The 14,840-nt window shown below is 34.8% G+C and carries 13 protein-coding genes; 10 read left to right on the top strand and 3 right to left on the bottom strand.

Annotated features, from left to right (window positions below; translation table 11 throughout):
* Positions 1 to 952 precede the first annotated feature (952 nt).
* From ABD792_RS09340 to ABD792_RS09325, 4 genes are all read left to right on the top strand, one after another.
* On the top strand, positions 953 to 1,336 hold the full coding sequence (locus ABD792_RS09340; RefSeq protein WP_345005666.1) for a response regulator transcription factor: 384 nt from the start codon (positions 953 to 955) through the stop codon (positions 1,334 to 1,336).
* 170 nt (positions 1,337 to 1,506) lie between these two features.
* Positions 1,507 to 1,791, top strand: a complete 285-nt coding sequence (locus ABD792_RS09335) for a hypothetical protein (protein WP_345005665.1) — start codon at positions 1,507 to 1,509, stop codon at positions 1,789 to 1,791.
* Positions 1,736 to 4,045, top strand: coding sequence for a zinc metalloprotease (locus ABD792_RS09330; RefSeq protein ID WP_345005664.1), 2,310 nt, complete (start codon positions 1,736 to 1,738; stop codon positions 4,043 to 4,045). The genes ABD792_RS09335 and ABD792_RS09330 overlap by 56 nt, the downstream gene beginning before the upstream one ends.
* 307 nt (positions 4,046 to 4,352) lie before the next feature.
* The gene (locus ABD792_RS09325) at positions 4,353 to 5,564 is read left to right on the top strand and encodes a nucleoside deaminase (RefSeq protein ID WP_345005663.1); all 1,212 of its coding nucleotides are present in this window, start codon (positions 4,353 to 4,355) and stop codon (positions 5,562 to 5,564) included.
* A 456-nt stretch (positions 5,565 to 6,020) separates the two neighbouring features.
* Here the strand turns inward: ABD792_RS09325 and ABD792_RS09320 are convergent, their stop codons facing one another.
* The 3 genes from ABD792_RS09320 to ABD792_RS09310 all read right to left on the bottom strand — a co-directional run bounded on the left by ABD792_RS09320 (position 6,021) and on the right by ABD792_RS09310 (position 8,877).
* Positions 6,021 to 6,554, bottom strand: a complete 534-nt coding sequence (locus ABD792_RS09320; RefSeq protein ID WP_345005662.1) for a hypothetical protein — start codon at positions 6,552 to 6,554, stop codon at positions 6,021 to 6,023.
* 791 nt (positions 6,555 to 7,345) lie between these two features.
* Complete coding sequence (locus ABD792_RS09315; protein WP_345005661.1) at positions 7,346 to 8,005, bottom strand: hypothetical protein; 660 nt, start codon at positions 8,003 to 8,005, stop codon at positions 7,346 to 7,348.
* A 47-nt stretch (positions 8,006 to 8,052) separates the two neighbouring features.
* Positions 8,053 to 8,877: an MBL fold metallo-hydrolase gene (locus tag ABD792_RS09310; RefSeq protein WP_345005660.1), complete on the bottom strand. Its 825-nt coding sequence runs from the start codon at positions 8,875 to 8,877 to the stop codon at positions 8,053 to 8,055.
* A 198-nt stretch (positions 8,878 to 9,075) separates the two neighbouring features.
* Here ABD792_RS09310 and ABD792_RS09305 point away from each other — a divergent pair, with 198 nt between their 5' ends.
* From ABD792_RS09305 to ABD792_RS09280, 6 genes are all read left to right on the top strand, one after another.
* Positions 9,076 to 9,837: a transporter gene (locus tag ABD792_RS09305; RefSeq protein WP_345005659.1), complete on the top strand. Its 762-nt coding sequence runs from the start codon at positions 9,076 to 9,078 to the stop codon at positions 9,835 to 9,837.
* Between the two features lie 3 nt (positions 9,838 to 9,840).
* Positions 9,841 to 11,100, top strand: a complete 1,260-nt coding sequence (locus ABD792_RS09300) for a serine hydrolase domain-containing protein (protein ID WP_345005658.1) — start codon at positions 9,841 to 9,843, stop codon at positions 11,098 to 11,100.
* A 12-nt stretch (positions 11,101 to 11,112) separates the two neighbouring features.
* Positions 11,113 to 11,583: a phosphate-starvation-inducible PsiE family protein gene (locus tag ABD792_RS09295; protein ID WP_345005657.1), complete on the top strand. Its 471-nt coding sequence runs from the start codon at positions 11,113 to 11,115 to the stop codon at positions 11,581 to 11,583.
* Complete coding sequence (locus ABD792_RS09290) at positions 11,573 to 12,427, top strand: hypothetical protein (protein WP_345005655.1); 855 nt, start codon at positions 11,573 to 11,575, stop codon at positions 12,425 to 12,427. Before ABD792_RS09295 ends, ABD792_RS09290 begins: the two co-directional genes overlap by 11 nt.
* A 76-nt stretch (positions 12,428 to 12,503) precedes the next feature.
* Positions 12,504 to 13,712 (top strand): alginate export family protein, encoded by a 1,209-nt coding sequence (locus ABD792_RS09285; RefSeq protein WP_345005654.1) that lies wholly within the window; start codon positions 12,504 to 12,506, stop codon positions 13,710 to 13,712.
* Positions 13,678 to 13,911 (top strand): hypothetical protein, encoded by a 234-nt coding sequence (locus tag ABD792_RS09280; protein WP_345005653.1) that lies wholly within the window; start codon positions 13,678 to 13,680, stop codon positions 13,909 to 13,911. Before ABD792_RS09285 ends, ABD792_RS09280 begins: the two co-directional genes overlap by 35 nt.
* The last annotated feature ends 929 nt before the right edge of the window (positions 13,912 to 14,840 follow it).

Raw genomic sequence — 14,840 nt, 5'->3', positions numbered from 1 at the left:
AAAACGCCTTAATGCTCTTCTTGATAGAGAATACAGAGAAAAAGTTCTTGGTTTTAAATGAAATTGCCCTGGTAAAATGCTACGCAGCCTCCCGCCACGGATGAAAAATACCTCCCCCTCATTGCTTCGGGGTCAAACAGGATTTTCATCCTTAAGCCATCGCTGCCTGCTCGATTTTTAGGGCTTTTGGTGATAGGCCGTGGTTCTCTTCTCTTTAATTTTCTTTGTTATGCCTGTGTAGGCAGGCATCCACTTTTGGATGTGTTTACGGGCAAACGGTGTTTGTAATTGTGTCTGTATGCCAAGGCGCGTATCGTAATCTCTTACTTTTTCCCATCGCCGGACCCTTCGTCTGGGCCCAAGGTGGGTAACAAAAAGGTCTAGGCTTACACCACAAGCCTGCAAAATGCTACATAGGCCGTTTGGGGTTGGTTGGAAGTAAAGAATTTCTGGAAACGAACTATCGCCGAAGCAGAATCTCGAGGGATTCTTTTAGATTAGACGAAAAACAAATCTATTTACACATTTGACTTTAAGGGTTTTACCTTATATTTTTCAAGGTATTTCTCTTAACCATATTGCTTTTTATTTACTAAATTTAACAATGTTAGATTACATGGTAAAAGTATTTAAAAGACATCGTAACAATGCTTTTGTTCCAAAACTAAAATGTAGGGACACCCAATAAAAATACCCAAGCTTGGGTATTGATGGAAATAGATTATAAATGTATCTTTATTCTTTCAAAAAAAGGGTTTAGCCCCCTGATTAACTTACTTTTTATTTTCCGTTATGGTTTAAAAAAGACCTATAGCCCTGATGCTCTTTTTATAATTCGTGTGTTTTGCTATTACCTTTTACGTATCTCTCTGTAATTAGTATTAATAAGTAAATGTTTATTGCTAAAGTCTTTAACTCTATACTTATAAATTGTAACACAAAGTATGCTAATATGTTAAGCTCAACTAAATCTAAAACCAGGGTAATACCAATCAATAAGGATTTTGATTTTGCCCACCTATGGAAAACCTTATTTTTAGACAAGCAAGATTTGGGTTTAACTTACAGGAAGCACCATTTGTTTCATAAATTGAACCGTATTCATGTAGAATTTCAATTTGTTTCCAAAAACAAAAAAAGGTTTAAGACACTAACTAAAAGGGAGAAAGAAATCATTAGATTATTAGCCAGAGGATACAATAATCCTGAGATAGCCAAGCTGCTTTTTTTGAGCCGTTATACTGTAGAGCAACATAGAAAAAACATCAATAAAAAACTCCAGTTTAAGTCCTTTGCTGCCATGATGGTCTTTGCTTATGCCTTTGATTTGGTATAACTCCCCCAAAACACCCCTGACATTATTTTCACTCGTTTAAATTTTTATAAATATTTGATAATAAACCAATTAAAAATTGAGGACGTATGCAACCGCTACGCTCTCACATTAACAAACCGAAAAGATGGCTTCAATGTTTTTATAAATTCCGTTAGGAAATAAAATGCCAAATGTTGGGTATTGACAGAAATCACTGTATTGTTTACATTGTAGCTAGATGGTTTTTATTGAAATGGAAAGAACAGATTATACCTTTACTTTTCACCATAGCTCCAACTACTTGGCATTCGTTTCAATTAAGCCCAAGCATTTATTGTAATAAGAGATATTTACCAAGAGCCTTTATTTCATTTATGAAAGTGACAGTGCCAACTACACGAGAACAAAAAACAAAGCATTATGCCAACAACAAAGACATCCAAAAAAAGGAAAAGAACGGTACAAACAATAGGTAAGGACTACAAATTGTTAAGTCCTTCAGAATTAGTAGGAGAGGGGCTAGAGCCTACCCATGAACAGCTAACAAATGATATTGAGCCACAGGAAGCGGCAGAAATACCAATCTTCCCATTCCCTTTAGGGTTTAGGGAAAGTGGTCTTTATATTAAATCCCTTTTCTTGAAGTTTCCGAGGCCGCTACCGCTTCCCATGAGACCAGCTATTTCTACTTCATTAAATGGAAGTGACCAGGTGGCCATTAACCTAGACCAGTTAAACGACGAGGAAAGTGAAGGCCTTAAAATAAGACCGATTTTACTTTACGAAGAGTTTAGACTGGATGTTGACGGGCTATATCCCCAAATGATGGCCAGTGGCTACTTTCGATTTCCGGGAGTACATTATATCGCCAAACTGTCTAAAACATCTACTAGTACTTATGTGGGCAAAATATGGTATAGGTATGGTAATACGTCTTCGTCTTCGTTTCCGTATACCAAAATAGAAGTAGAAGTAAACAACGCCCTAGCACCCAGCTCAAAAAAAGCAAAGGTAAAATTCACTGGTCCGGGAGGTGTGACAAAAACATCTACTTACACCTATAGGTCAAAATATTTTAGGGATGTTAATTTGGAATACGATTGTGAACAGGGCGTAACGCCAATATTAGGTATTAATACACACGAACATCCCAATCGCCCTCCAAACTTAAATAACGAAAATATTACACTGGATACTATTTTTAGACGGGCAGGTTTTAATGTAACAAGGGCACATGACAACGTGGTGCCTTCGTCGTTAAAGGGATCTAATGGTCAATGGAGCAATATGGAATTGCATGATGCCATGCAAATTTACTGGTCTAAATTTGCGAATGCGCCTAATTGGGCCTTGTGGACCTTTTTTGCTAAACAGCACGAAAGTGGATCTGGTTTGGGAGGCATTATGTTTGATTCTATTGGGCCTAATCACCGACAGGGCACAGCTATTTTCTATGATTCTTTTATTAATAATGTTCCTAATGGTGAATCTAACCCTAGTGCTTACAGAAGACGCATGAAATTCTGGACGGCTGCGCATGAAATGGGACATGCTTTTAATTTAGCGCATTCGTGGCAAAAATCTTTGGGTACTCCCTGGATTCCTTTGGCCAATGAACCGGAAGCGAGAAGCTTTATGAACTACCCGTATTTTGTTAGTGGTGGTATTGACACTTTCTTTGGATCTTTTAATTACAGATTTAGTAATTCGGAACTACTGTTTGTAAGGCATGCGCCGAACCCGTTTGTACAAATGGGCAATAGTTCGTGGTTTGTTAATCACGGGTTTACAGATGAAGAGCACCATGAAGGAACAGATTTAAAACTGGAAGTGCGTGTAAACAGGCAAAATAACATAGTACAATACATGGAGCCTGTTTATATTGAATTAAAGTTAACAAATACTTCTGGCATAAGCATGTCTGTTGAAAAACACATTCTTGAAGATCTTCACGACATTGCCATAGAAATTCAAAAACCTAATGGACAAACAGAGCTATTAAAATCGTTTGTAACCCAATTGTTCGCTCCCGAAGGTACGATATTGGCGCCAAATGAATCGATTTACCATAGTTTCTTTATTTCTGCTGGTCCAGATAAGTGGTATATAAAAGAAAGTGGCACCTATAGCATTAATGCTAAGTTGTTACACGATGACCAGATTTATTGTTCTAATACTATGGAATTACACGTACTAAATCCGACATCTGAAACACAGGTAGTACACAGTTCCCAATATTTTACCGATCAGGTAGCGCGGGTATTGTATTTTAACGGTAGTAGGGTGCTTACTGAAGCTAACGATACGTTGGCCAAGGTTGTTAGTGAGCTTCCGGAATTAAATGCTGCTATGCATGCAGCTGTGGCTTTGGCAAATCCTTATACCAAGGAATATAACGTGCTAACGTTTCCAGATGCAACGATACCAACAAGCATAGATGCAGCGGTGTCCAATAATGCTTCTATTACGGTTGAGGAACCCAATGCAAAAATAGCTTTGGATTATTTATTGGAAGCTACAAAGGACATGGACAAGTTTATGGACAGCTATGGGCATATCCAAACGGTAAACCAAGTGGATGTGTTAACGGAAACCTTACTGGCTTCGAAATCCAAAAAGGATGCGCAAGCTATACAACAAAAAATGATTAGCAGTTTTAAAGAAAGGGGCGTATTATCTAAAGTTATAGACGATCTTGAGAACAAGCTAAATGCCATAAAGGGCAAATAATTTAAACTAATTGAATAAAACAACATTTATAAATCTTGAATTGTTGGTCTATCGGTTTCGATATCACAATTCAAGATTTTTTTATGCTTGTATAAATAGTTTTCTGTACTAAAGGGGAAAGTTTGCTACTAAATTTTAAAGGTTTTCCCTTACAATTTTCAAGGTGTTTATCTAAATAAATTCCTACAAAAATTATTATTTTTAAACTTTCTTGTACAAATGCTTTTGATCTTATATGCAAAACCTTCTTATACCAAACAAGCATTATCACTATATATAAACCTTAACTAACCTAACACATTTAATTATGAGAACAACCATTTTTTCAGTATTGTTACTACTTTTTGCGGCTATTTCGTGTAAAAAGCGCATTGTACAAACCGAACGTGTGCATTTGGCAACGGGTCCTTCGCTAACCACTACTTGTTACAACACTTATTCTGTAACTGATAGTGTTCAAATTGAAAAGGATAAGATTTTTAGTTTGTTGTCTTTAGGTGTTGTATACAAGAACTGGCAAACGCCAACGACCAACCCTGTTAGGGGCTATAATATTGGCTCTATTCTAGTGGCTCCTTCGGGAGACATCGTAAAGTGGGCGAGAAACTGCGTTGATACCACTGGCAACGGAACGCAGCATGGTGAAGTACGTCTTATGACCAGTTACTTGAATACCACGGAATATTTTTCGTTGGCTAATGAAAACAACGATCCTTATGTACTGTACACTTCTCTGGAGCCATGTGCCATGTGCAGTGGCATGATGACCTTACAATCGTTAAACCGTACTGTTTACAGTCAAACAGATCCTGATTTTGGGAAAGCCATTCAGCGATTGGAATTTGATGCGTCTTCTTGTGGTGGCTGTCCGCCGTATCCCCGTGCTGTAATCAGCGATGCATCGCCATCACCGTACCGAGCGACTCTGGATTCGGCTTATGTTGCTTATTTAAACAAGGGTGGGGTACGGAGTATTACCAAGTTTTTAACCACCCCAGAGGCGCAAACCATTTATGCTAATGCTGTAAATGCTTTGCTAAATTATCAGGTAGTATACCCAGAAAACCAAGCGACACTTACAAATGCTATAGACTATTATAACAACATAGTTCCAGACCACTATGTGCCCTTGAGCGATAATAACGATGTGTTAACCACGGTGTTTAGGGTATATGGTGATGGCATAACGGTAGGGACTACCAACGATTACCAAACGTATGGAGACAATTTGTATGTTGTAAGTGATAGCAAGGTGTTTACTACTTTATCGGACATTGATGGTGATGCGTTCTTCACTATTGTAAATACAGCAAATCCGTCGGAGTACGCCATTATCGACTCGGGTGGTAATATTACCCAAGGTGGCGCTTTGGTAAATGTTATGTACCAGAATGGGGTGTCTTGCGTGGTTACTCCAACAAAAACCGAAAATGACGTGTATTACTATACTATTGATGTGACCTTAACGCATGCTAACGATTGTAAATGGAACGGTACTACGTGTGAACCGATTAATTAGGGCATGTATGTGTTAAAATCAAATTCTTTTGAGCCTCTTTGATACTATTGAAGGGGCTTTTTACTTGATAATAGGGGTTTGAATGCCTAGAGCGCTTATATGAATAAGGAATCCTATTTGGGAACCTTCGCTTCGCTGTGTTGTGCTGTGGATGACAAAGAGGCTTCTTTACTTTTTTGCATCGCCCAACCCTTCGTCTGAACTCAGGATGGGTAACAAAAGGGTCTAGGCTTACACCACAAGCCTGTAAAATGCTACGCAGCCACCCGCCACGGATGAAAAATACCTCCCCTTCATTGCTTCGGGGTCAAACAGGATTTTCATCCTCATGCCCATCGCTCCCTGCTTCATTTTTAGGGCTTTTGGTGATAGGCCGTTTTGGGTTGGTTGAAATCCTTTGCTTGGCTGTGTTGTCCTTTGGAGGACAATGGGGTTCATTTAATTGATTAATATTTGCTATCGAAGAAAGAAACCCAAATTTATTAGTGCACTCAAGGTGTATTTTGTTTTAAGGTGTTCAATAAAATGGTAGTCGAATGCTAATAGCAATGGACCAAGGTCAAATGATGCACCAAGTACAGGTCCATATTCCAATGTTGCGTCTTGATCGCCATACAGGGTTTCTTCATCATCAAAGGTGAAGAGTTCATCGGGAGCAAGTGTAACTCTGTTTAGAATAACTTCTTCAGAGCCATTCTGTTTAATGTTTTTGTAATCGAGTTTATAGCTTCCAAGACCAGCTGTTACAATAAAAGAACGACCAATTACTGGATAACCTAACTTGATGTTAGTCGCCCGAATTGTTGATAGAATTGTTTCGTTGGTATGAGAGTAATTAAATGCCCCCCTCCAATTGGCACCAACATTGGTAAAATCTACTTGCCTAATAGACGGTACTTTAAAAGAAGAGATGGAAATAAACAGGTTTTCAATATTCCGAATTCCTTTTATGGCAAGTTCAAAACCTGTTATTCCGTTCTGATCACCCAAAACACCTGCTCCAAGTATGATATTCTTTTTTAATTCTGGGTTTAAGGATATGTCTTTATTTAAGTAAATGGATTCACGGTAGGGTCTGTAACCGTATTTTTTTAACTAAAAGGCTAGCTTTTTTTTTGGCGTTGGCAAGCGATGGATAATTGTGTTTAAAAAAATTACTGCGTGAGCATAATTATTTTTAAAAAGCAATCGAGCGTTTGGCAGCGGCAATTTTACATAACGGCAAATTATAGTACATTTTATTTAACGTGAAGTTTCTTGAGAATCGCTTATTTGAAAAAACATGAACCATTGTACGGAATATTAAAATTAAACTAAAGACATAAATACGCGTTTTCCATGACCCAAGTACTGAATTTTATTGTGTGTACAAAACTATCTGGGATATTTTACATAATATAGAATTATAGCTACACATCTAGATTATTCTAACGAAGCCACAATTAGCTTGACATAATTACTATCGATATAAGTCTAAAGACGTTATATCTGTAATTATGTCAAATAACGCCCAAAAGCGCTATTTCACTAATTGTTGTAAAATGTACTATAATGTTCTGCGTTATGTAACTTGAGCTTTGGTTAAAAGCGAATTTGTTACTACAGTTTCTTAAAAAATTTATTCTAAAAAGTTTCTTTTACGATGTTAATGGAACACTTTTTATGCGACTAGCCTGTGCTGAGCGAAGTCGAAGCATAGGGGGAAGCGTAATGTGTGTGAAATGGTTTTAAATTAACTAATTTTCAAATATTTACGGCTTTTTTTTGATAAAGACAGCTTATTATTGTTTGTGTTTTGATACAATAATTCCATCTTTAATTATTTGTCCAACCATTCTACTAGTAAAACTCTTAGCCGCAGATTGCAAAGATGATGGATCTACAATTGAAGATTCACCTGTCCAAACCCAAGTGTCTTGTCCTTCAACGAGTTCTCGCTTAAGATTATAAAATACCGCTTCAATTACATACGATTTTGACGGCACATAATATCCTGGTTCTTCTAAGGTGATATATCTTCTATATATATGTTTTCCTACACGATAATATCCAGCAGGAATCGTATATGTTCCTCCTTGCTCATAGCGATGTCCATCTTTGGTATCAATTAAACCCATGGTTATTACACCATCCAAATCATTTTCTTTAATAATTTTGATTATGTTAGACGGCTGTTTTTCTGTCTCGCTCATATTTTGCGGAAATATGTTTATGCCTTGAATTGCATTTACACCTTTTTTTTGTAAAAGATCAACTGCAGTTTTTTCGAATGCCAATCGAGAGCTTAAATCTTTGCTAATACCAACGACCGCTATTTTTGAATATGCTTTTCCTGTGTAGTTTTCTTTTGTAAAACTAGAAGATAACTTAGGAGAGCAACTAAAAGTTAATAGTAAAATGAATATTAACAAATAACGATAGTGCTTTTTAAAAGTTTTCATAAATCTAAAGTTTAAATTATATTAAAATGTATGTTACATTTTTTATCTCAAAGCTTAATCTCATCTCCCTCTCTAGCCATAAAACAATTTGCAAAGCGTTTTTGACATTTCAATTCTTCTCTTTTAAGAAAATCATCATTATGTTCTGGATCATGATGAGTTAAATACAGCTTTTTTACACCTGCAAGTTCTGCTACTTCAATTGCCTGTTCCCAACTGCTATGTCCCCATCCTCTAAAATTAGGAAGCTCTTGGGGTGTATATTGCGCATCATGTACCAAAACATCTGCATTTTCTGCAAAAGCAATCACTCGTTCATCTAATTGTTCTCCGTGTTCTATATCGGTGCAATACACAAATATTTTATTGTTATATTCAATTCGATAACCAACTGCACCTCCAGGATGCGAATGTTTATTTACAAGTAATCTTCCGTTAGGGAAAAATTCCTCATTAATCTTTTTAATTGTGAAAGTGAATTTGGCTCCCATATTATCTAGGCTTATAGGAAAGAAAATACTTTCCATTTGTTTCCCAAAAACTTCTTTTAGATCAGTAATTTGGTTATCTTCACCATATGCCATTAAATGAATATCTTTGGACGAATCATATGCAGGACCAAAAAATGGAAAGCCTTGAATATGGTCCCAATGATAATGTGAGAATGCTATCATGATTCTTTGATTGGTTTGAAATTTTTTTTGCATCAATTCCTTACCCAATTTTCTAATTCCAGTTCCGGAATCTAAAATTAATATATCATCTCTTTCTTCTCCAGTTACTGAAAGACATGTCGTATTTCCTCCAAATTCTTGAAACCCATTTTCGCAAACAGGAATTGAACCTCTTGTACCATAAAATTTAATTGTCATACACAAAATTTACTAGTTTAAAGATAAGGCTTTTTTATATTATTTTTTTTATCTAGTTGTTTTTTAGTAATTTAACATGAGTTTAGCCCGTAATTAAATTATGGTTAAAATAATTTCTTAAAAAGCACTTGTGTTTCTATTTTAAAAATGTGTTTAGTTGTTTGGGTTGAAGAAAACAACAAATAAAATATTAAACTTATGACAAGAGTGGTATTTTTCTTCATTCTATTAATTATTCCATTAATAGGATTTTCACAAAAGGATTCTACAGATATTGAAAAAGTTAGAACTCAGTCTGGTGTCGATCCAACAAGAGTTAATACCAAACTCGCCTATTCTGTTTGGTATTATGATAGAAGTGATAACCGCTCTTTAATTAACAATAGGATAAACTTTACAGCTGGTATTAAAACATGGAGTATAGGTATTAAATATGAAACAACCACAATTAATACTGGTATATCTGGAGAAGGATTCTCTACAAAAGGAGGAGATTTAAGGTTATCTATTTTAAATACCTTTTACTTAAAAAAGAAACATGCTTTAGCTGGAGGTGTAGAATTTACACTTCCAACTGGCTCTCAGAATTTTGGCAGTCAGTATGTCTCTGCAAATCCTTCCATTGCTTATATTTACACTATAAATCCAGGTTTAATATTTGCAACCCAACCACAATATACCTTTCATATTGCCAAAAACACGGCTTTTCCTGATTTAAGCGTGCTTACCATTAGAACATTTTTAGCTAAATTTCAAAAAACAGGTTGGTTTTATGCTTTTGAGCAACGTATAGTGCAAGACTTTACAAATGATAATTTTAACTTAATATTTTCCCCTATTATAGGAAAATCTTTAGGTGGTGGCTATAATTTAGGAACAGTAATGGAATTTCCCACAAAGCAAGAAACCATAGATAATAGAGGTATATTATTTCAAATAGGAATCACAAAAAACTTTTAACCAATGAGAATACTGATTTTTACTTTTTCGCTCTTTCTAGTCACTAGCACACTAGTTGCACAAAATGCGCCTTTAGATGCCGAAGCATCAGACCCAAATATTATGGGATGGATGCTTGGTTTTAGACCAGCTGATAACAAAATTGTATCAGGAAATGATGGTAGTTTTTTTCAGTTTCCCGCAATGCGCTATAGCGTATGTCATATGAGACAATTTATGACGACTACAAACGTACCATCGGCTCAAAAAAACCGCTATGAGTTTAAGCTCAATTTAGATGATGCAATAGATGCATTAACATTTACACCATGGCACACCGAAGAAAAAATGACATGGGAAACATCATTAGGTAAAAATTATACAGATGGTATTATAATTTTACATAAAGGTGAAATTGTTTACGAAAAATATTTTGGTGCTTTGAAACCAGATGGCATTCATGCAGTGATGTCTGTGAGTAAAACCTTAACAGGAACTTTAGGAGCTTTATTAGTAGATGAAGGAGTTTTAGATGAGAACAAAACAGCTGGTTATTATGTGCCTGAATTAAAAAAATCTGCATTTGGTGATGCAACCATACGTGAAATATTAGATATGACGACTGCATTACAGTATAGTGAAGATTATTCAAATCCAAAAGCAGAAGTATATACATTTTCAAATGCTAAATATTACTATGATTATTTAGAAACTGTTACGAAAAATGGGGTGCATGGAGAAGTGTTTAGTTACAAAACTATTAACACAGATGCTATGGGATGGATTGCATCTCGTACCACAGGCAAAAGTATTCCAGAATTATTATCCACAAGAATATGGAAACCATTGGGAACTCATTTTGACGGTTATTATTCAATAGACGATGCAGCTATAGCATTTGCAGGAGGCGGATTTAATGCTAATTTGCGTGATTTAGCCATGTTTGGAGAGATGATAAGAAATGATGGCTATTTTAATAACCAACAAGTATTGCCAAAATCTGTTATAGATAATATTAAGGAAGGTGGTAGCCAGCAAGCATTTGAAGAAGCAGGATATAAAGACTTAAAAAATTGGAGTTACCGTAATATGTGGTGGATAACTCATAATGAACATGGAGCATTTGCCGCTAGAGGCGTATATGGTCAAACCATTTATATAGACCCAAAAGCAGAAATGGTACTGGTAAGATTGGCTTCTCATCCCGAAGCAAAAAACGCTAAAATAGACCCAACATCCTTGCCCGCTTATCATGCAGTGGCTAAATATTTATTGAGTAAATAAATCCTAAAAAAAGTGAATTTATTAAACACGTTTTTAAAGTATTTCTATTGGATACTTATTGGTATCCTATCGTTAATACTTATATATTCAACTATAGAGTTTATAATATTGGTCATTAGAACGATGCTAAATAATAGTTCCATCTTCGACTTTTCTCAAACTAATGTAAAAAAAGAAAACCTTTTCATAGTACATGTTCAAGGTCTTGTAGCTGGTGTGCTCTTAATTACAATTATTATTGAATTAATACAATCACTTTTAATTTACTTAAAAACATCACAGCACGCTTTACAACTCACTATTTTGTACCAAATAGCATTAATTGCAGTTGTAAGACATCTGTTTATAATAGATTTTGAACATGCCAATGGACAAAGTATTTTAGGTTTAGCCTTATTAATTTTTGTGTTAGGTGCTTTAAGTTTTGTTAATAGACCAAAAATCATTCAACGTATAATAAATAGTAAAAAGGATGAAAAGTAAAATTTGTTTGTTTTTACTGTTCATTTCGAGCACCTTTATTTATGCACAAAGGGACACACTTACTGTAGAAAAGGAACCATTATTTCCTTTAATGAAAAGTCTTTTGAAAAAAGCAGACAGTCTGGGTTTTGAATTTCCCAAAACATACGGAATATCTGCTAGTATGTACCATCAAAAACAAAAGATGGACATTTCAAAAATAACCGTTGGAAATATTATTTTAAATGATAGCGATGATTTTGTAAACATAGATAATTCAACTATAGAAAACACAACCTTATCCACTCAGGTAAGAACAGATGTTTGGGTGTTGCCATTTTTAAATGTTTATGGCATGGTAGGTAGAGTTACAACGTTTAATAACTTACGATTACGATTTAATTTAGACGTTCCACCAATTCCTGGATTAACAGAAGGCGATTTTAGAACCCTAGAAAGAGACCAGTTGGTTAATATTAATGGGACTGTTTTGGCATTTGGAACAATACTAGCTGGTGGCTATAAAAATGTTTTTATAAATATAAATTTATCATGGGCTTCGACAAGTTTAGAAGAGCTAGATTCTAAACAAAAGGCTTTCGCCGCTTTTCCTATGATTGGTTTACAAACAAAATTTGCTAACATATTTGTTGGTGGGCTTTATTTAGATTCTGGTCAAGAAAACAAAGGGTCATTTGTTTCAGGTGCAGGTGAGGTAACAAACTATGAAGTTGAGTTTCAATCTCAACAATGGAACTATAATATAGGTTTAAACAAATCCATTGGCAATTGGTCATTAAGCATAATACAAGGATTTGGAGAGCGAAATAGCAGTATAATTGAAGTAGGCTATAGGTTTAACTAATTTAAAACGCATAACAATAATGACTTTATCACTTATTCATAATTTAAATAATAAGAATCATATAAAGTTACTCTGTATGAGTCTTTTATGTCTTGTCCTTTTTTATAGTAATAACGTATACTCACAAGAAAAAAAAGAGTTAATATTTCATAATTCGGAAAAATTAAAAATACAAGGACATGCCCAATTTGGTGTTAATGCCGTAGCAGAAACCAACTTGTTTTGGGATCTAGCTGATGTACCAGAATTAGATTTTAATTCAGACACGCAATGGTTAGAATCTTATATAAAATCAGGTATAAGTTTAATTAATAAAACTGGCACACATTCAAGTCTATATTTAAAGGTTTCTGCTGTAGGTTCATACACAATGGGTACTGATGCTTTTGATGCTAAAAACACAGGAAAAATAACACTAGAAAATGCCCATATAGGCTACAAATTTAAAATTTCTGATAGTACGTTTGTAGATGCTTCAATAGGCTCTAGAGAGTTAAAGCTAGGAACAGGTATGCTTATTTCTAATGGAGCATCCAGTGGATTTGAAAGAGGTGCCTTAAAATTTGGTCCTCGTAAAGCTTGGGAAAAATCTGCTATAGTAGAGGTAACAAGTAAAAAAAATAAAAGCAAGGTTTTTTATATTTCACCTAATGAGTTGCCATCAAATGACACCAAAAATGAATTAGCAGGTATAGACCTTAATTATTACCAAACTAAAGATAAATATATAGGCTTGTCATACATTAATGTATTAGAATCTTTAGCGCCTTATCCAAAAGCAGCACCAAATGGCGAAGGCGCACCTATAATTACGCCAGGTGATAGAGATGGTTTAAACGCTCTTAACCTATATACTAAAACAAGGCCTTTTAAAAAGACCTTAAAACACTTATTTACAGCTTTAGACGTTGCATACCAATGGAATGATAGAATAGATATGTCGTCGTTTGGTGGAAGGTTGCAAGTTGGTTACGATTTAGTTAATATACCATGGCGACCTACATTAATGTACTCTTACCAAACCTTTTCAGGAGACAAGCCCAATACGTCAGGTCAAGAACGCTTTGACCCACTATATTTTGAAGGAAATCCAAGCGCATGGTCTACTGGTTCTAAATCATCAATGGTTTTTATAAATTCAAACGTACAGTCCAATGGTGTAAGTATACGTGTATCACCATCAAAAAAAGACATTATCACATTGCGCTATGCACATATCTCTGCCCAACAATTAAGAAGCCCTATACAATTTGGTCAAGCTGCACGAGTCGAATTTTTCAGATAGTATTCCTACGGTTATTTCTGGTGTTACCAACAAGAATCTTGCAGATGATATATTTGTAGAGTATAATAGAATGGTAAGTAGCAATATTTACCTCAACGCAGGTTTTAGTGTTTCATTTCCAGGAAAAGGAATCCGAGACGTAGTTGGAAATACTGCTAATTGGACTGGTGGGTTTGTGAATGTAGTGTTCGATTATTAAACTAAGTAAATAGTAGTGGAATGTATTGAAATGGCGATATATATTATTCACCTATTTATGATGTTATATGCACTTTTATTATGTAAAATAAAACCTCGATTTTACCCTTGGCCTCATAAAATTTTGGTTAAAACAATAGGGGAAATGAGCGTCCATATTTTAGGGGTTTAGTAATAAATATTCTAAATATTTTGAGTTTTGCTATAGATTTCGAAGTAGTGTTAACAAGCTACAATGTTTCCTAAAATATAGTGAATGAGCCGTTACTTGTTTCCAAAATTATATGCAGCCTTGAATTTTTGTTTCTTTTGTTTCAAGACAAAAGATAATGAAACATTAAAAAAAAGATTAATTGAAGTTCTAAAGTTAACAAGTGCATAGAATTTTATTTTTCTTAAAATTTATGCTCTTGTGGCAATCCACGAGAATCGTCTAAAATTTTTTATTACGTACATTTTAGTCGAATACGCGATTTTTAATAAGAGCAAAAAGGTTAGCTTTTATTTTGGCGTTGGCAAGCGTTGGATAATTGTGTGTAAAATAAATTGCCAGAGCAATTTGATTTTATAAAACAATCGAGTGCTTGGTAGCGGCTATTTTACATAACGACTAATTATAGATACATAATGTTTTAAAAAACTCTGCGAAGCAAACCGCTTATTAGTTTAATGACCCAAGTTCCAATTATTCTAATGAAAACAAATGCTTCTGGGATATTTTACATAATACTACATTATAGCTATCAAATGGATAAACCACTCTAATTAACTAAACAATACATTTGTACTATAATTTACATTATGTAAAATACTTTACATTGATAGTCTAATAGGTTCCCTACTCAAATATTGGGGTTGCAATCAGGGCAATTTCATTTAAAACCAAGAACTTTTTCTCTGTATTCTCTATCAAGAAGAGCATTAAGGCGT

Source organism: Snuella lapsa, from assembly GCF_039539345.1.
Lineage (GTDB): Bacteria > Bacteroidota > Bacteroidia > Flavobacteriales > Flavobacteriaceae > Snuella > Snuella lapsa.
This window is presented reverse-complemented; position numbering and strand designations above follow the sequence as displayed.